We start from the raw sequence: 19429 nt of genomic DNA on the forward strand, positions 1-19429 counted from the left end.
TGACACGAGAGCGGGCATACTACGCGAGCAGATGTATCGCAGGCTTCGGTACCATTTCCAATTCATCAATGAAAGGAAACTTTTCGCCGGTGTCCATAACGAAACTATATTCAGTCTGAACGTGTATCGGAATCCGAATACGGATTACAATCTTCCCCGTTTTGATTCCATCTGGAACCTCTACGATCCCAAGACCATCGACGAATGCTATGCGTCCGATGGCTCGGGAGCCGTTCCCGGAGTCAAAAACGAACTAGGCGAATGGAATACGCGAGGGCACAAGAGCCGTGTTGTTTCTATCTCCAAGGATGAACTGTCCATGTTCTCCAAGCTTGTGGGTAATGGACAGGAGAATGGGTGGAAGCAGACTCCGATGGTTGGAATTCATGCCATTGAGCTGCTTTCTGCATTGGAAAGAATGGCTTCTTCTCCGGAGAAATTGCGTAACCATTCCGAGGGAATCACGTACTCTCCAATGTGGGATGAGACCAATTCCCGTAAGGATGGCACCATCAAGGATGACATTCATTTCCCAACCTCAACGAAAGCGCTAATCTACTCCAGCCCATTTATAGGTGTCACGAATCCACTTTTACAAGTGGCGCGCCAAAAATGTCAAACTAATCGAGATTACGATCCGATTGACCTGACCGACATTCCAGCAGACTATATGCCTCGCGTGAAATACTCGCAGGCATGCACGGATGCGGAATATGAGGCGCGTGTGCAAAAAATGGCCGATCCGAATCAAGAAGACGGTGCTGCTGGCCGATTTGATGCCGTTTATAGGCTTTGTAATCGCGAATACGTCGGGCTTAGCAGCGAAAGGACACTGCAGGCGTCCTGTGTTCACCCAGGCGTAGCCTGGGTGAACACCATAGCAGGCTATGGTGTGCACCCAGAGCGCTACGCGTTGCTCGCGCTCATGAGCGGCCTGGAGGCCGCCTTGCCTTACGATTTCTTCGTACGCTCCGCTGGAAAGCCACACATTAACAGATCCGTGCTGGAATCTTTACCAGTTCCGGCAAGTGTCCTCAATCCTGAGATCCGTCTCCGTGGTCTGCTGCTCAATTGCCTGACCAAGCCGTATGCGAATTTGTGGCAATCCTGTTGGGACGAGACGTACACGTCCATGAGCTGGGCGAAGGATGATCCTCGACTTACCGCCGATACGTTCACCTCATTGACGGACGAGTGGGACTGGCATACGCCATTGCGTACGGACTACGAACGCCGGCAGGCATTGGTGGAGCTGGACGTACTGGCATCCATGGCGCTCGGCATCACCTTGGACGAGCTCATTGACATCTACGGATTGACCTTCATGGTTCTTAACCAGTATGAAGCGGATACATGGTATGACGCCAACGGGCGCGTGGCTTTCTCATCCAAAAAAGGGTACGGGAAGCTGACCTTCGACCGTCCCGATTTCGAAAGAATCAAGAACGCGCCTGCAGGCAAAGTATTCACTCGCACCATCACAGACGACACCCAGCCGGGTGGTCCACGTGAGCGGACCATCGAATATGTGGCGCCGTTCGACAAATGCAATCGCGTAGAGGATTACAAAACCGCGTGGAAGTTCTTCACGCAGAAGTACGGAGATGCCAAATGATTCCCATGGTGCTTGCACGGCACATCCAGTCCGGACTCGCCGATTACGTGGAGACCACGTTCCCCATGACCAACAAGCCGTTCCGTGGCTCCATCCGCAGGCTCGCACATCAGGAAGGCATGCTTTCCCAGGAGCCGTTCGTATCAGTCAAACTGCCGTTCCGAGTGGTCGGCAAACACGCGGAATTCCCGTTCCCATGCCTGCACCCCTCGTACCGGCCATACGCGCACCAGATGCGCGCATTCAAACGCATCGCCGCCGGCGAATCCACACTGGTGGCCACCGGCACCGGCTCAGGCAAGACCGAATGTTTCCTGTACCCGATCCTCGACTACTGCTACCGGCAGCGTAGACTTGGACGCAAGGGCATCAAGGCCATCCTCGTCTACCCGATGAACGCCCTCGCCACCGACCAGGCGAAACGATTGGCCGAACTCATCCACGACAGTCCGGAACTACGCAACAACGTGACCGCGGGCATGTATGTGGGCCAGATGAGCCAAGGCGGCAGCGACAAGGACAATCATGCCATGACCGCCACCAACATCGTGACCAGTCATGAGGAACTGCTCAAGAACCCGCCGGACATCCTGCTCACCAACTACAAGATGCTCGACTACCTGCTGGTACGCCCCAAAGACTCCCGGATCTGGGACAGCAATGATCCGGACACGCTCAAATACTTCGTCGTGGACGAATTGCACACCTTCGACGGCGCACAGGGCACCGACCTAGCCTGCCTGCTGCGCAGGCTCACCGACAGGCTGAACACCACCAGCGACAACATGTGCTTCGTCGGCACGTCGGCCACCATGGGCACCGAAGAGACAGTACGCGACATCTGCGCGTACGCCAGCCAAATCTTCAACACCACGTTCACACCGGAATCCGTGGTGACCGAGAATCGTCTTCGCGTCGATGAATTCTTCGTCACCAGCGACTACGACGACACCATGCCCACTGCCGCGCAAGCTGACCGGCTCATCGAACTCGAAGAGGATGTTGACCCCAGCGAATATCTTGCCCTTGCGGCTCAAGCATGGCTTGACGAAGCTCCCACAGAGCCAAGCGCCACAGATAAGGCACGCATCCGGCTCGCCGAATCCCTCCGCCATTCAAGGTTCCTGGCCAGCCTGTCCTCGTTCATCTGCGACGAACCCCAGCAAATCGATCGCAAACTGCTGGACAGACTCGCCATCATGGATGCAAGGTTCAACGCCTTGCATCCACGCCAACAGAAGGCCTGCGTGGACGCGCTGATAGCACTCGTCTCCCACGCGCGCACCGGTTCGGAAGGCCACACACGTCCATTCCTGAACGTACAGGTACAACTATGGGTCAAGGAACTCGGCCGCGTGGTCGCCAACATCACCTCGCAGGAAGGGAACATCGACTACCGTCCGGTCGTCGAACTGTCCAAAGACGACCTCAAGACCCGCATGCCGGTGATCAACTGCCGTGATTGCGGAGGAACCGCATGGATCGGACTCGCCGGCAAAGACGGCGGTATCAGCATGGGCGACCCCCGAACGTTCTACAACGAGTATTTCGCCTACCATGCCGATAATGCGTTGGTGACCCTGCAGCCCTGCACCATGGATTATGTTCTTGACGGTCATGCCGACAACGGAGCCATGGTCTGGTTCTGCAATGCATGCATGAAGGAACAGGCCGTAGGACGTTTCGAATCCACGGAACGTGAATGCCCAGCATGTGGAGAGCAACGCATACCCATGGTCGCCAGGGGCATGGAGCTTGTATCCGGCAACCGCAAACACTATCAGTGTCCGTTCTGCGGCAGCGAACAGGACATCGCCATGGTCGGCGTGAGAACCACCACGCAGGTCAGCGTGATGCTCACCCAACTTTCCGGAGACTCCTTCAACGACGACAGCAAGGCCATCGTGTTCTCCGACAGCGTGCAGGACGCCTCCTACCGAGCCAGCGTGTTTAACTCCCGCACCTGGCGATTCGCCCTGCGCAACTCCGCCATGGACTACATGCGCGAGGAGTGCAAGGAAGGCGTCTCCTTCGCCGAATATCTCAACAAGCAGAACAGCTACTACCATCGCCGCTATCCGGACGAAAACGAATACATCGTGCGATTCATCGCGCCGAACATGACATGGATGCGCGAATACGAAGCCGTATTGCAAGGCAATCCCGCAGGGCCCGGCCGGCGTCAGCTGCTCGATTGGATCGAGCGCAGACTCCGACTGGAATCGCTGCTGGAATTCGGCATGCGCTCCCGTACCGGACGCACATTGGAGAAATCCGGTTGCGCCGCAATAGCATTCGACCAGATTCTCCTGAAACGTGTGGCACAGGCCGTTGCGGAACGTTGCCATAACGAGATCGGATTGCACGAGAATTCCATCATGGAGACCGACTGGCTCCGGCTGATCGTGGCGTTCCTCGACCAGCTGCGCACGAAAGGCGCGTTCTTCGACGTGACCTATGACCAGTTCCTGCAAAACGACGGCAACAAGTTCCTGCTTTCCAACACGAACATCAAATGGATGCCCGGCATGTACGCGGATGGTATGCCCTATTTCCTGTCGGACAAGGAACCAGTGCGCAAAGGCGTTTTCAATACCCTGAATTCGCCGGCATACCGTCAGATCGTCGACCGGTACCTCACCGACGGCGCCCTTGAAGGCGACATCCACCACGAGCTGTTGAGAATCGTGCTCGAAGAGTGCATAGCAGCAGAATTCATCACGCAGCAACGTTATCCAAGCATGAAAATGGAACGCACCGTGTACGGGCTCAACGAGTCCGGCTGCACGGTCAGCGGCAAGGTCACGCAGCTGATCTGCGACACGTGTGGACGGAGCTATTCGTGCGCCACACAGAACCTTGACGCATGGAACGGAGCACGTTGCCGTATCCACAAATGCCCGGGCAGACTGGTATCCGGCACTCCCGAAGCCGAAGCCTTGGAATTGCGCTACTATGGCAAACTGTACTGCGGGGAGCCAGCCGATCGCATCCACGCTGCCGAACACACGGGACTGCTCAACGGCGACGACCGTGCCAAGGTCGAAGAGGAATTCAAGCGCAAGAATCGCAAGCCCGGCGACGTGAACGTGCTCGCCTGTACGCCGACCCTGGAGATGGGCATCGATATCGGAGACCTCTCCACAGTGATTCTCTCGTCAATTCCGCCTACCCAAGCCCAGTACATCCAACGTGCCGGTCGTGCAGGGCGACGTGACGGCAACTCCTTGGTGCTGGCGGTGGCCAATACCAAGGAACACGACACGTACTTCTACCAGCGTCCGAAAGATATGCTTGGAGGCGCGGTGAACCCGCCGCACATCTTCCTCGACGCGACCGCAGTGTTGGAGCGTCAGCTCACCGCCTACGCATTGGATCGTTGGGTGCATGCCATGCTGGATGCCGGCAGCGAACCGGCCGATGTGGTACCCGACAAATTGAAAAACTGTTTGGATAATGTCAACGGCAGCGGCTCCAGCGGGTTCCCGGTGAATTTCCTGAACTGGACAGGCCAACATTCCGGCGAACTGCTCGACGGATTCGGAAGAATGTTCTCATTCTCCGAGGAACTCCGAACGCAGCTCGACGGATTCGTACGCGGTACGGAAGATGGCAGCACCATGGCCAGACGCGTCTACGATGTGTTCCAAAAAACCAACGATACCGTCAGAACGCTGGAATCGCAGAAGAGCGCTGCGAGGCAGCTGCTCGACGAGCTCAAGAAGAAGCCCTCCGACTCATCGTTCGAAGAGCAGCAGCGCGAATGCGAAGATGAGATTCACAATCTTGGCCGCATCGTCACAAGCATTCTCAACACCAACACGTTCAACTACCTTTCCGACGAAGGTATCCTGCCCAATTATGCGTTCCCGGAAACCGGTGTGACCCTCCACACCATCCTCAAAGAGGACAAGGAACCGTCCGATGCGGCACACGGAATCGAGCCTGCCGCGCAGGACAAGACGAAACGCAGGGGGAAGGCCACGCGTGATTTCGTGCGCCCGGCGGCCACGGCCATCACGGAACTGGCGCCGGGAAACACGTTCTTCGCGGGCGGACGCAAATACAAAATCAGCCGTGTGCTATGTTCGAAAGGCGGTGCCGACGACGAACTGGCAATGTGGCGCCTATGCCCGAACTGCTCGCACGCGGAACCCGCCTCCAGCACCGAGAACCTCGCCAGCTGTCCCTCCTGTGGGTCAATGCAGTGGGCCGATAACGGCCAGAAAAGGCCGATGCTGCGCATCGACACCGTCATATCCGATGAGACCTACAGCGAAAGCCTGATTGAGGACACCTCCGACAGCAGACCCAAGACCCAGTTCCTGAAGAATACGATGGTGGACATTGATCCGGCAGACATCCAATCGGGATGGCAGTTCAAGGGAATCACGAACTTCGGATTCGACTACACGCCGCAGGGCACAGTCCGTGAAATCAACTTCGGACAGGTTTCTGATAGGGGAGCCTCGGTGGAAATCGCCGGTAGCAAGGAGATACGTAACGGTTTCAACGTGTGCCTGAAATGCGGCGCGTTGCTCGGCGAGCGCGAATCACGGCACGCCTACTTCTGTCCGGAACGCAAGAAGGCGCAGGAACAGCAGTTGGAGCAATCGGAGTGGAACGGTACGTGCCTGTTCCTATACCGTGAGGTCAAATCGGAAGCGTTGCGTATGCTCGTGCCAGGGCTTGCCGATGCCCAAGGTGCGGATGGTGCTGCGGAGTCGTTGACCGCCGCAGTGATGCTTGGGCTGCGTGAACGCTTCGGCAATGTGGAACATCTACAGGCGACACTCATGAACGAGCCGTTGCCGGATAACTCCGGACTGCGCAAAACCTATCTTGCACTATACGACACAGTGCCCGGAGGAACTGGCTATCTTAAGCAGCTGTCCGATCCGGATACGATGTTCGAGGTGTTTTCCAGGTCAAAGGAAGTCATGAAGCATTGCGAATGTGCAAAGAACGGCGGCGACGGGTGCTACAGATGCCTGTATGCATACAGACAAAGCCAGGACCTGAAACTTATTTCCCGTAAGACCGCGCTGGCGATGCTCACGGGCATCCTCGACCCGTCCAACAAACGCAGTCGTGTGAAGACCGTTTCGAAGATCAACACGAACAAACTGTTCGACAGTGGACTCGAACAGCAGTTCATCGAAGCTCTCCGGTGCATGCATGCCCATCCCTTCGCGGAATCCGACGATGCCAAGGGACGTCGTGCCATCGTCAAGGACGAATTCATCAATAGCAAACCCGGATATTCCATCACCGTGAACGGAAGCGTGTGGAGCGTCGAGCCACAAGTCGCGTTGGGGCCGGCCGATGGGGTCGCGATTCCCTGCAAGCCTGATTTCGTGCTGACGGTCAGCAATATCGATGAATCTGGTGACGTGGTTGAGCATGACGGAAGGAAGCCGGTTGCCATCTTCACCGATGGCCTGCAATACCATGCAGGCATCGTCGCCCAGGATTCCCTGAAGAGGGAAGCGCTTCGTCAGGCAGGCTATCGCATATGGTCCTTGGATTATGACGATGTGATCGGATATGTGCAGGGCAAGGATGTGGCGCAGCTCGCCGATCCGATGCTGGCACCCAAGTCCATGCCGTCTCCGGTGGCTTACAAGAGCACGATTGGCAAGAGGACTGACGAATTCAACCCCAGCGAAGTTTCGGCAATGGCCATGCTGGAATATTATCTCGCGGAACCGGATGCCGAACGGATATTCGCCATCCAAGCGCTGGCAATGAGCTATGCTCTGAATCCGCGAAACAAGAACGTTGAACCTCAGGCCGTGGATATGCTGCATCGGAATGAAGCGTTGCACGGCGAGAACGAATCGACATTCATGATTTGCTCGTCCTGGAATCCTTCGAACTGCACGAGACTGAAATTCCAATCCGGTTTGTGCATTGGAGAGGATATGCGGACCACCGAACCCCACGTCGGCATGGTGTTCTCGGACATTCAGCGTGATGCCGCGAAAGCAAAGAACGATGATTATAATCCGTTGGATGCTTTGGACGAGAACGAGGCAGAGGCGTTCAAAACGCAGTGGGCAGCCTTCTGGCATTTTGCGAACGTGATGCAATTCTCGGAATACTTCCATGCTATCGGTGATGCTGCGCTACGTGACGAATCCATGTACGAGCCGCTTCGCAACGGCCTGCGGAACGCTCCTGATCTGCAGAAAGACAATGATTCCGAATGGAACGATATTCTGGCGGATCCGACCTACGTGTATTGCGCGGATGAAACCAAGGAGGTCGTCAAACGGTTTATTGAGTCTGACATACCGGCACCGGATGCACTCGGATATGAGCTGCTGGACGAGAACGAGGAAATCATTGCGCAGTCAGAGCTCGCATGGGAGGATGGGAAGATCGTGTTTTTCCCGTCCTACGACTTGCAATCCGACCGAGAGAACGCCGACGAATTCGTCAAGCGCGGCTGGACTATCATTACGGAAAATAACGATGACCTTGACAAGGTGTTCGCTTCATTGACGGAAGGCATGGAACGCTGATGGCAGATATACGTACGATGAACAAACCCGTGGTCGCACTCGGCAGCGATCTCATGCGCAGCCTGCTCGAGCTGCCTAAGAAAGCGCAGAAACATGCCACGACGTTTCTGACAAAATTCCAGGCGAATCCTCGATCATCCGGAATCAATCTGGAACGAATCGCCAATGCGGCGGACGAAAAACTGTATTCCGCGCGCATCGACCAGCGATATCGCGCCATCATCGCTTTCCAGAAAAGCAGCAACGTGTACGTTTTGCTGTACGTTGGAGACCACGATGACGCTTACAAATGGGCGGAAACAAAGCGAATCAGCGTCAACCCGAATACGAGGGCCATCCAGCTGTACGATATGGCTCCTCAAGAGGAAATCGACGCAGCGATGCATGAGGATTCCCAAAACAAAGTTGGATGGGGGAGCGTTGCCGCAAACGCGCCCCAATCAGATTCCGCTGCGTCGGAATCTGTTCCCCAGCCCACGGAAGACCATGCCGGCACGAATCACGGAATAGCTTCAGCTATTGCAACTTCAGCTGTGACGGACAAGACGCCGCAGATGCCACAGCAAGCTCCCGAACCTCATACCGGTCCGCTTCCAGACACTTATCGGGCATTGACAGATAATGACATGCGCCGGTTCGGCGTACCTGACATGTATGTGCCAGTCATGTGCACGAGAAAGACGTGGGAAGCGTTTGAACGGTGGGGGGCCAGGCTCCCAAAGGATGCTTTCATGTACCTTACCTTCGTTGCTGAAGGACTTCCCAAGTCCGAGGTCTTCGGACTGCTCGATGAAACCGAAGGCAAGACCAGCGACAGGCTGGGGCTGGAGCAGCAGATGTCTGCCTCGTCCATCGAATCTGGTGAAGAGGCCGATCCGGAGGACTTCCGTGCCGCCCTGTCAAGCTATGCATCGCAGCAGTCTTTCGTGGTCGTGCAGGGAGAAGCGGATCTCAAACGTATTCTGGATGCGCCGCTGGAACAGTGGCGTGTGTTCCTGCATCCATCGCAGCGTCTTTATGTGGAACATGATTACCATGGTCCGTTCCGCCTGCTCGGCGGTGCCGGTACGGGAAAGACCGTGGTGGCCATGCATCGCGCGAAACGTCTCGCTGCAAGACTGCTGAGAAGCGGTAGCCGTCAGAAAGTGCTGTTCACCACATACTCGCGTAATCTTGCCACCGATATTGCATCGAACCTGAAACTCATCTGCACGCCAGACGAATTCAATACCATCGACGTGGTCAATCTCGACAAGCTCGTAAAAGATCTGCTGACGGGGCATGGCTATTCCGGTGAGATTTGGTATGACGGTATCTCCGACTATGGCAACGATCTTGACACCGCGTGGCGTAAGGCTATCGCGTCCATCGGCGTGAACGATCCGAAACTCACGGTTTCTTTCTTCAAAAGTGAGCTCAGCCAAGTGATTGTGCCGCAGCAGGTACGGAATGCTGCCGATTACATGCGCGTGCTACGCAAGGGGCGTGGCACGAGACTGAACCGAGCCCAGAAGCTTGTCGTATGGAAAGTTGTGGAAACGTATCGGCGCATCATGCAGGCGAACGACGCATATGATGTGGACACAGCCATGCAGAACGTCGTGTCGTTGCTTACGCAGGGTGATGCGCCGAGGAAATATGCGCATGTGGTGGTCGATGAAGGGCAGGATTTCTCTGTGCCGGCATACCGTGTGATTCGTGCTCTGGTGGATGAGGGAGACAACGATATCTTTATCGTCGGCGACGCACAGCAGCGCATCTACGGTCATACTGCGGTGCTGTCGAAATGCGGCATCCGTATCCAGGGACGTGCCCGCAAACTGCGGATCAATTATCGCACCACCGAACAGATTCGTAGCGCCGCCGACTCCATTTTCCGTAGTTCCGGCGCCGATGTCGCGGATTCGGTGTTTGCGGCTGTTCGCGGCATCGGAGATGCTTCGCCGGCCACAACGTTCGATGACCTGGACGGAGGGGAGAGCCCGACCGGCGACAGCCGGTCGCTGATGAGCGGTCCCGTTCCCGAAGCGCTGCGGTTTGCATCCCAGTCAGATGAGATGGATGCCGTTAGGGAATGGATTTATGGATTGTGCGGCACGGCGGAAGACGCGGCCAGCGATGAGTCCGACGGCGGGCGTGTGGATCCGCGTAATGTGTGTGTGGTGGCAAGAAGTCGCTACTGCATCGACCAGTGGTATAAGACGCTTGATGACGGCTTGCCGTATGGCGTGTACCGGCTTGATAGGGATGCAGAAAACAGGCAAAGGCAAGGAATTCGCATCGCCACCATGCATCGAGTCAAAGGTCTGGAATTCGACTATGTGGTGGTAGTCGATGTGAACGATGGTGTATGCCCGCCGAAGCCCGCGTTGCAATCTGCCGGTGCCGATCCGGCTGCGTTGAATGACATCTACAGGGAGGAACGAAGTCTCATTTATGTGGCTATGACACGTGCCAAAAAGGGTGTGCTGCTGACTGGCGTCTCGGCGCATGTGAGGTAAGGGAAGAGGAGCACCATGGACGCTGGAAAGAAAATCCTGCTGGACTTATTGACCGGTTCGCTTCGGTTCGTGGTTCCGGTGTATCAGCGCAGATACTCATGGGGCGAGACGCAGTGCCGGCAATTGTGGGCCGACATCGTAACGGCTGGCAGGCATCCTGAGAGAACGCATTTCACCGGATCGATCGTGTGGATGCAGGACGGCGGCATCGGTCCGGATGGTGTCAGCCGGTGTCTGCTCATCGACGGCCAGCAGCGCCTCACCTCGGTGACTCTGCTGCTTATCGCACTGGCCGAATATGCTCGCGAACACCCTGAGAACCTGCGATTCTCCACAGACATGCTTATCGACCGTGGCTATATTGTCGACAAGTACGCAACCGGCGAAGGCCGCTACAAGCTGACGCTTTCCGGCGACGATAGGGAAGTGCTGCACAGCATGTGCGACCATGCGATCGCCCCAGATCGGCCGGACCATGCCAATATGGGTTCCCGGCTGGAAACGAACCTCGATCTGTTCCGTTCACTGGTCGCCGCAATCGATGATGCGAACGTGGTGTGGAACGGTCTGCAGCGTCTCGAAGTCGTGTCTGTCACCTTGGACCAAGATCGTGACGAACCGCAACTGGTATTCGAATCAATGAATTCCACCGGGCTTGATCTGGAGACTTCCGACCTGGTACGCAACTACATGCTCATGGGGTGCTCCATGGCCGAGCAGAAAACCTTATACGAAGACTATTGGCTGCCCATGGAACGTGTTCTCGGCAACCTCTCATTCGATGCATTCCTGCACGACTGGATGGTCGTTACATTGAAAAAGCCCGTGCTCAAAGGCCGCGTCATGTACGCGGAATTCAAACGTTTCGCGGCCGACAGTTCCTTGCTGCGCATGGAACGCACGCGTAATCTTCTGGCGAACATGCTGGAATACGCCAAATACTATGCCGCTATCAAAGGCGTTGCCGCCGCTGGCAGCGGCGATATGAACGTGGACCGCCGTCTCGAATCAATTCAAAAACTGGTCAGCACGGTTACGGACCCGTTGGTTATGTACATGTTCGCGGCATGGAAGCGTGATCGCGTAAGTTGTGATGGACTGCTGCGCATGCTTGCGGATCTTGAATCGTATCTGTTCCGCAGAATGATCTGCTCGGTATCCAGCAACGGATTGAACAAGCTCGTTCCGTCGCTGATCGTCAGACTTGATTCGGCTGAAGATGATTTGGCCGAAACCTTCGCCGCACTACTCATCACCGAGACCGCCAAAGCTACACGCATGCCTACTGACAGTGAATTCAGACAGGCGTTGCTCGGCGAGAACCTGTACCGGCCGGCCTGGCGATGCAAGTATTTGCTTGCCGGCTTGGAGAACTATAACCACCCCAAGGATCCGCGGTCCTTCAGCGAATACACCATCGAACACATCATGCCGCAGAACGCCATGGCGCACGCCGAATGGCGCAATATGCTCGCAGACCTCGACCGATTCCCGCTATTGGTGAACAGTCTGGGTAATCTGACGCTGACCGCATACAATTCGGAGCTTTCCGACGGAACGTTCGAACAGAAGAAGAACCGTGCGGTCGGCGGATACGATAGCGAATACCTATCCATTTCCGCGGAACTGCATGATGCTTTGCAATGGGATGAACAGAAGATCGCGCAGCGCGGAGCCAGACTTGCCGATCTCGCACTGCAGGTGTGGGTACGGCCCACGGCGGGGGAACAGGTTATGTGGACTTTGCATAATCGGAACGCGCGCCAAGGGGAACGTGAACAGAATGCCGTTGATTTCGCTGATTTGTGCAGACGCGGAGTCCTCGCGGCCGGAGATGTGCTGGAAAGCTGTTACGCTGGCGTAACCGCCACGGCTACCGTAACCGAAGACTATCGCATCCGCTTGGCCAACGGCGAGATATTCGACAGTCCATCCGGCGCGTTTCGCCGTGCCAGAATGCTCGAAACCGGCGAGGACAAGCAGGTCAACGGGTGGACAGTGTGGAAAGTCGCGGACGGCAGAACTTTGAACGAATTGCGGTGAGTCGGCAGTAATATCTCGCTGCGGCGTAGTTTCTGGAATGGATTGTACGAATATGCCGCAACACGGCCCGACTTCGTCGACGTGTATGGCGATCCATCCGGCCGCAAGACAAACAGCGACACATGGACAAGTTTCGGCGTGGGTTCGGAAATCTGCCACCCAGATGGGACGCTGAATATCCGTGGCGGCTATATTACGGTCGACCTGTACTTCGCCGACACGTTCCAGTACGCGAAGCTCTACACCATGAGGGATTCCGTTGAACGGATACTGGCAAATCTGGGCGAGGTGATGTGGAACGAGCCGGAAGCCGACAAGAAAAACTGGCATCTTTGAGTGCGTCGTGATGTGGATTTCTCCGGTGACATGACGGAAGCCTACCGGTGGATGACGGACGGGCTGCTCGCCATGCGCAATGTGTATGAGCTGCTCGGCTGATGTTTTGGCCGTTTCGACTGCTGTGTGTTCAATGCTTCATACAATGAACGTAGTCATCCGAAAAGAGGCCGTCATGAAATATGGGATGAGGAAACCTAGCTGGAACATCTACGACGCCGAAACGAACGACATGGACACGAAAATCCACAACAACCAATGCATGGTGAACTGACGGAAACGATTGTAGCCGGCGCCGCCTAGCATGCAATATGGGAAATGACGCCGGCCACAACGACCGGCCAAGACGGACGGAACACACGAAAAGGCGAATCAAACACAGCATGGGCAAGAACGGCACGCAACCAACAACGAAAAACGTCACACCGGCGGTCACACCATGGGGCAAGAACCGTGTGAAGAACACCGAAACCAGCAAGCACGTGCTCATCATGCCGGGCATTGGATACACCGTAGACCGACCGCTGCTGTACTGGGCAGCGCAGGCGCTTGCGGCCAACGGATGGTTCGTGGACCGGCTCGACCTGAAACTGACGGAAAGCGTCGAGTTTCCGGAAATGATCGCCTGCATGGAACGCGTGGTCGACGAATGGCGCAAGGCGGCGCTCGAACATGCTGCCGAATCGGGTGAGGAGCCGCATTTGCTGGTCGTCACCAAATCGCTCTCCACACTCTCATATCCGCATTCCGCAAAACTAGGATTGCGTGTGGTGTTGCTCACCCCGGTACTCAACCCGCCGCCATTCGACAAGCACAAGTCGGTCATTCCCGCGCCGCTGCCGGGAACTGCCGGCAGCCCGATGCCGCTAATCTGCGCAGGTGACGCCGACCCATACTACGATGACGCCAAAGCGCATCTGCTCACCGACCATGTGCGCACGTATGCTGGTGCCAACCATTCCATCGAAGTGCCGGACGATTGGCAGACGTCGCTCGACTACCTGAAACAGGTCACGCAGGCCATCGTCGACTACGCCGGCTGAAAAGAACGAGACGGAATATGCGCATCGTATTGCAGAAGGTCAGTGAAGGATCCGTCGACGTGGTCGACGAGACAAGCGGAGAAGTCGACACCACATTCGAACCACAGCATATAGGCATCGGCTATGTGCTGCTCGTCGGAGTGGAAGACACGGACGGAGCGAAACAAATCGACTGGCTCGCCCGCAAAATCGCCAACCTGCGCGTCTTCGAAGACGAGAACGGCAAAATGAACCGTTCCATCCACGACGTGAACGGTAGTGTGCTGTCCATCTCCCAATTCACGCTATACGCGGACGTGCGCAAAGGCAACCGCCCAAGCTTCGTGAAAGCCGGAGCGCCCGCACACGCCGAACAGACATGGCACGGATTCAACGACGCCCTGCGCGCACAAGGACTCGAAGTAAAAGAAGGACGATTCGGCTCCCACATGCGCGTGCGGCTTGCCAACGACGGTCCGGTCACCATCATCTTTGACACCGACGAACTCGGCGTCTGACCCAGAACCCAACGTGAAACCCTATATCCGACGATTGTCATAGGGTAAAACGCATGGGAATATGGAACGACCGCAAATTGATCGTCAACTGCCTGCCGTTGACCGAATCCGAACGCGCGCAATTCATACGTGCTGCGAAAGACATACCACAGGAATTCGTCGGCGATTCGACCCAACGGGGAAGCATGAGCTGGACCGCCGCAGTACCGGAGGAGCTCAAAGCCAAAGCCACCGCGGTCATCGGCAACATCGCGCCCGAGGAATGCGCGCAATGCCCCAAACTCGAATGGCTGCAAACTTGGAGTGCCGGAGTCGACAAATACCAGCGACCCGGCATCTTACAGCCCGGATCCATGCTCACCAATGCCACCGGAGCCTACGGACAAAGCGTCTCCGAACACATGTTCGCCATGATGTGGGCCATCATGAAGAACCTGCACATCTATGCGGCAAGCAACCCGAATGCCATGTGGCAAGACGCGGGCCGCGCCGTCAGCCCCAACGGAAAAACGGCGCTCGTCATCGGAACCGGTGACATCGGATCACACTTCGCACGACTCTGCAAAAACGTCGGAATGACAACCATTGGCATTCGCCGTAATCCCGCCGTCGAAGCGCCGGGCGTCGATTATATGGTCGGTTTCGATTCCCTCGACGACGTGCTGCAATACGCCGATGTGATCGCCATGTGCGTACCATCCACTCCGACAACGTACCACCTGCTCAATGCGGAACGCATCGCATCTCTCAAACCTGACGCCATCATCATCAACGCGGGCCGCGGCAACGCCATCAACAGCCAGGCGCTTGCCGACGCGCTCGCGGAAGGACGAATCCGTGGCGCCGCGCTCGACGTGACCGAACCGGAACCGCTGCCGGAGGAATCGCCATTGTGGAGCGAACCTCGTTGCCTGGTCACGCCACATGTGGCGGGAGGCAACCATCTTGAGATCACCGAGCGCCGCATCATCGCCATCGCATTGGGCAATGTCCGCTGCTACGCCAACGGTCAGTCGCTTGACAATCGCATGCCCCTTAAAGGCTGATGGCCACGCGTGCGGGGAGATCCGCATGATGGCAGTCGATGGCAGTCGGAAAGAAAGGAAAGGGTATGACATTGAACAAATGGCGTCGTGCGACGGAATGGTTCATGACGGCATTGGCATTGGTGTTCCTGCTCGCGTATTCGTGGGAAGTGCTGGCGAGGACGCATATCCTGTTGTGTGAAATGGTGATCAACATCATCTGGATGGCGTTCATCGTCGACTACGTCGTTTCGATCCTGCTGGCGGAAGACAAGAAAACCTGGTTCAAAGACAATCTGCTGATGCTGGTGTCCATCGCATTGCCCGTCTTCAGGCCATTGAGACTGCTGCGTCTGGTGGCAGTGCTCAACGTGCTCAATCGTACCGGTGGCATGGCTGTGCGTGGGCGCATCACACTGTACACATGCTGCAGCGTGACACTACTGATGTATATCGGTGCCCTTGCCGAATTGGATGTGGAACGTGGGGTTCCAGGCGCTTCCATCACCGATTTCGGTGAAGCGATATGGTGGTCGTTCGTGACCGTCACCACTGTCGGCTATGGCGATTTGTCCCCGGTGACATGGCAGGGAAGATGCATCGCCATCGGACTGATGATAACCGGCGTTGCCCTGATTGGCATCGTCACCGCGACGCTGGCTTCATGGATCGTCGACCGTGTTCGTGACGAGACCGACAAGCGTGCGGATGAGGCGGAATCGGAAACGGAACAGTTGCGCCACAATGTGCGGGAACTGACGGACACCGTCAACCAGTTGCGCGATGATATTGCGCAACTGCGCAGGTTATAGCGGTTCTCATGCCTGCACCGCGGAAATACGGAAAATGCTGAGGCATAGGAAAAGCGCCAGATGAATAACCTGGCGCTTTTCCTATGTCTCACCACCATACGTCTCGCAACCGGAAGGTGGAGACACTGTATTGGATTTATTCGCAGGCGACTCCGTCATGGTCGCGATCCAGTTGTAAACGGTAGCCCGGCTGACCCTGGTAGATAGGCGCGGCGCCAGCGGCTCGTGCCGCGGTACAGTTCTGGTAGTAGACGTCCTGCTGTGGCGCTGGCTGGGACGCGGGAGCTGGAGCCGGAGCGGGTTCGGGCGCAGGTGCCTGTGTCGTTTGCTGATTCTGCTGGGCCTGCTCAGCTGATTGTTCGGTCTGCTGTTCGGTCTGCGTCTGTTCTGCCTGCTCGGATTCGGTGGTCTTCTCGACTGTAGAATCCTTGACTCCCGTGTAATCGGGCACGGTCTGCGTCGGGCAGGAGGACAATACCTTGGATATGGCCTCTTTCTCGGCCTGAGTGATCCACAGCGAATATTTGTGCTTCACACCAATCTGACGTGCCACATATTCGCAACGGAAACTTTTGTTGGACGGCAACCACGTGGCCGCATCGCCATCCGACTTCTTCTGGTTGGCTTTTCCCTGTACCGCCAGCAGATTATACGGATCATTCGCCAGTTCGGTACGCTTCGTCTGGCTGAGTTTCTGCGCGCCCTTCTGCCATGCGTCGCTCAACGCCACCACATGGTCGATTTGTACCGTTGTGGAGGTCTTCCATCCCTTCTTGAACGCGATGTCCTTGCCGGTATACGGATCATGCAGTTGGCCGGATTCCACCACGCAATCGTGCGTACGCACCTTATGCTTCACGTCAGTCAGATCACGGTTGAGGATGTCGTTGCGCGTATCGCAACCGTTGCGATCCACATCGGCCCATGCCTTGCCGAATTGCGTGCGCTTATACCCCGTCTTCGGGGCGCGGCCTTTGACCTCCAACGACTCCAGCGCTTGAGTGGCGCTCTGGCCGGCACCGGTATTATCGGTCGGTTCCACGGCCAACGCGGATCCAACCGATAAGCCGACAACCAACCCCACGGCCAGCAATCCGGACAATACGGACATCATCGAATTGTGACGACGCATGATATGCTCCTCATCTCCAAACTCTCACACGCTATCAGCGTACCTGCAAATCGAAGTCAAATCACTTATATGTGGCAGATTTCCCATTCCGCCTGATGTCATTTCGCTTATATGTGGCAGATGCTTTTGGGGAAACCCGTACAAGGGGGTATTTTCCCGAGGTTATGGAGGCGCTGGCGTGGAAGAAAGTGCCACATATAAGCGAAATGGTTTTCCGCAAGTGGCTGAATCTGCCACATATAAGCGAAATGGAATTGGGGCAGGACGAAATGGGGGCTGAAACGTGCCTTTCTGTCAAGGCATACGGCGAATATCGGCGATATGACAAACAGTAACAAGGCAATCAAATCGGAACGTCTCATGCAATACGCCAAGGACTTCAACGCAGACCGCGCCAATCTCGTGGCGGCCAACGCGGCGGTATCTGCGGGCGTGCTCGAAGCTGCCACTGATTACAAGGGTCAGCGCTCGCTGCCGCGCGACTTCTCCATAGAACTGAAGCAGGGCTCCATCACCAACCAACGTAGATCGGGCCGCTGCTGGATGTTCGCATCCCTCAACACCCTGCGTTATGAGCTCATGCACAAATGGGGACTTGACGATTTCGAATTCTCCGAAACCTACCTGTTTTTCTGGGATGCGATGGAGAAATCCAACGCATATCTTGAGAATGTGCTTTCCACGCTCGACGAGCCGACCGACAGCCGCCTGTTCCAGGAGATCAACTATGGTCCGGCCGACGATGGCGGTTGGTGGCAGATGTTCGCCGCCCTTGTTGACAAGTACGGTCTTGTGCCGAAGAACGCATATCCGGAATCCGCCAATTCCAAGGATTCCGACGCATTCAAACAGTATCTCAACAGCAGGCTGCGTCAGTTCGCGGCGGATTTGCGCGAACGCCATGCCGCTGGAGCTTCGATTGAAGAGTTGCGGTCGGTCAAGGAAGACGACATGTCCACCGTGTACCGCATGTGCGCCATCTCGCTTGGTGAGCCGCCGGAGAGGTTCGACTTCCTGGCCCGCGTGAGCGACGATGACAAGAAAAACGACAAGAAAGCCGACGAAGGCAAGTCCGACAATCCAAAGACCGGCAAGGACGAGCGCAGGCAGATCCGTGAGACCGGCATCACGCCGATGGAATTCTACAGGAAATACGTGCCGGTGGACGTCGATGATCTGGTGACGCTGTGCAACGTGCCAATGAAATCCCGCCCGTTCAACAAACGCTACCGTATCCGCTACACCGCCAATGTCGCCGAAACGGAGGATATGGAATTCATCAACGTGCCGCTCGACGTGTTCAAGAAGGCCGCCGTCGACCAGATCAGTGCCGGCCATCCGATCTGGTTCGCCTGCGACTGCACCCAATTCTCGCTACGCGCGGCCGGCTATTTCGACTGCGACAGCGTGCGCGTGGACCAGCTGTTCGGCACCGATTTCGATTTCGACAAGGCGCACGGCCTCGAATACGGCGACAGCCCGAGCAACCATGCCATGACCATTACCGGCGTAAACCTTGATGAACAAGGCAAGCCGAACCGCTGGAAGGTGGAGAACAGCTGGGGCAAGGACAACGGCGAGGACGGCTACTACGTGGCCTCCGACGCATGGTTCGACCGCTATGTGACCGAGATTATCATCCGCAGGGAATACCTCGACGACGCCACCCTCGCGCTGCTGGAAGCCGAACCGGTGGAACTCGATCCATGGCAGCCGCTCACCAAGCGTTGCCGCTGATATAACCTGTATGGAGCGAAGCCGTGGCTGAGATTGCAGCCACGGCTTTCCTGTTCCGCTGTGCTGATACTCTTTCATAAGAACAAATGTGCGAACGATTGGGGTTCAGTTGGCGGATACTTTGCCATGGCTTTCCGACGAACTACGCAGCGAATGCAGTC

Annotated in this window: 12 protein-coding genes; 11 read left to right on the plus strand and 1 reads right to left on the minus strand. The window is 56.4% G+C overall.

Annotated features, from left to right (window positions below; translation table 11 throughout):
• The first annotated feature begins 121 nt into the window (after positions 1–121).
• From WMO36_RS01640 to WMO36_RS01680, 9 genes are all read left to right on the plus strand, one after another.
• Positions 122–1615 (plus strand): hypothetical protein, encoded by a 1494-nt coding sequence (locus tag WMO36_RS01640; protein ID WP_349076569.1) that lies wholly within the window; start codon positions 122–124, stop codon positions 1613–1615.
• Positions 1612–8142 carry a DEAD/DEAH box helicase gene (locus tag WMO36_RS01645; RefSeq protein ID WP_180753695.1) on the plus strand — a complete coding sequence of 2177 codons (6531 nt, stop codon included), beginning with the start codon at positions 1612–1614 and terminating at the stop codon, positions 8140–8142. The genes WMO36_RS01640 and WMO36_RS01645 overlap by 4 nt, the downstream gene beginning before the upstream one ends.
• Positions 8142–10643 (plus strand): UvrD-helicase domain-containing protein, encoded by a 2502-nt coding sequence (locus WMO36_RS01650; RefSeq protein ID WP_099571224.1) that lies wholly within the window; start codon positions 8142–8144, stop codon positions 10641–10643. The genes WMO36_RS01645 and WMO36_RS01650 overlap by 1 nt, the downstream gene beginning before the upstream one ends.
• 15 nt (positions 10644–10658) lie before the next feature.
• Entirely contained in the window at positions 10659–12686 is a 2028-nt protein-coding gene (locus WMO36_RS01655; RefSeq protein WP_302147256.1) for a GmrSD restriction endonuclease domain-containing protein, read from the plus strand.
• 138 nt (positions 12687–12824) lie between these two features.
• Positions 12825–13022: a hypothetical protein gene (locus WMO36_RS08345; protein ID WP_236824309.1), complete on the plus strand. Its 198-nt coding sequence runs from the start codon at positions 12825–12827 to the stop codon at positions 13020–13022.
• Between the two features lie 311 nt (positions 13023–13333).
• Positions 13334–14065, plus strand: coding sequence for a hypothetical protein (locus WMO36_RS01665; protein WP_271724988.1), 732 nt, complete (start codon positions 13334–13336; stop codon positions 14063–14065).
• 17 nt (positions 14066–14082) lie between these two features.
• Positions 14083–14562, plus strand: coding sequence for a D-aminoacyl-tRNA deacylase (dtd, locus tag WMO36_RS01670; protein ID WP_144164947.1), 480 nt, complete (start codon positions 14083–14085; stop codon positions 14560–14562).
• 53 nt (positions 14563–14615) lie between these two features.
• On the plus strand, positions 14616–15608 hold the full coding sequence (locus WMO36_RS01675) for a D-2-hydroxyacid dehydrogenase (protein WP_302147258.1): 993 nt from the start codon (positions 14616–14618) through the stop codon (positions 15606–15608).
• A gap of 65 nt (positions 15609–15673) precedes the next feature.
• The gene (locus tag WMO36_RS01680; protein WP_271724984.1) at positions 15674–16399 is read left to right on the plus strand and encodes a potassium channel family protein; all 726 of its coding nucleotides are present in this window, start codon (positions 15674–15676) and stop codon (positions 16397–16399) included.
• A gap of 136 nt (positions 16400–16535) precedes the next feature.
• On the opposite strand, the gene WMO36_RS01685 is transcribed toward WMO36_RS01680, so the two are convergent.
• The gene (locus WMO36_RS01685) at positions 16536–17513 is read right to left on the minus strand and encodes a GmrSD restriction endonuclease domain-containing protein (protein WP_302147272.1); all 978 of its coding nucleotides are present in this window, start codon (positions 17511–17513) and stop codon (positions 16536–16538) included.
• An 89-nt stretch (positions 17514–17602) separates the two neighbouring features.
• Between WMO36_RS01685 and WMO36_RS01690 the strand changes: the two genes are divergently transcribed.
• Together WMO36_RS01690 and WMO36_RS01695 are read left to right on the plus strand one after the other, a co-directional pair.
• A complete protein-coding gene (locus WMO36_RS01690; protein ID WP_302147259.1) occupies positions 17603–17866 on the plus strand; it encodes a hypothetical protein in 264 nt (87 codons plus the stop codon).
• Positions 17853–19268: a C1 family peptidase gene (locus tag WMO36_RS01695; RefSeq protein ID WP_349076574.1), complete on the plus strand. Its 1416-nt coding sequence runs from the start codon at positions 17853–17855 to the stop codon at positions 19266–19268. Before WMO36_RS01690 ends, WMO36_RS01695 begins: the two co-directional genes overlap by 14 nt.
• The last annotated feature ends 161 nt before the right edge of the window (positions 19269–19429 follow it).

This window comes from Bifidobacterium hominis, assembly GCF_040095915.1.
GTDB lineage: Bacteria > Actinomycetota > Actinomycetes > Actinomycetales > Bifidobacteriaceae > Bifidobacterium > Bifidobacterium hominis.

Coding starts and splice junctions, on each gene's coding strand:
- WMO36_RS01655 (WP_302147256.1), top strand. CDS start 10,659: ATGGACGCTGGAAAGAAAATCCTGCTGGACTTATTGACCGGTTCGCTT.
- WMO36_RS01645 (WP_180753695.1), top strand. CDS start 1,612: ATGATTCCCATGGTGCTTGCACGGCACATCCAGTCCGGACTCGCCGAT.
- WMO36_RS01675 (WP_302147258.1), top strand. CDS start 14,616: ATGGGAATATGGAACGACCGCAAATTGATCGTCAACTGCCTGCCGTTG.
- WMO36_RS01650 (WP_099571224.1), top strand. CDS start 8,142: ATGGCAGATATACGTACGATGAACAAACCCGTGGTCGCACTCGGCAGC.
- WMO36_RS01665 (WP_271724988.1), top strand. CDS start 13,334: ATGGGAAATGACGCCGGCCACAACGACCGGCCAAGACGGACGGAACAC.
- WMO36_RS01680 (WP_271724984.1), top strand. CDS start 15,674: ATGACATTGAACAAATGGCGTCGTGCGACGGAATGGTTCATGACGGCA.
- WMO36_RS01695 (WP_349076574.1), top strand. CDS start 17,853: ATGACAAACAGTAACAAGGCAATCAAATCGGAACGTCTCATGCAATAC.
- WMO36_RS01685 (WP_302147272.1), bottom strand. CDS start 17,513: ATGATGTCCGTATTGTCCGGATTGCTGGCCGTGGGGTTGGTTGTCGGC.
- dtd (WP_144164947.1), top strand. CDS start 14,083: ATGCGCATCGTATTGCAGAAGGTCAGTGAAGGATCCGTCGACGTGGTC.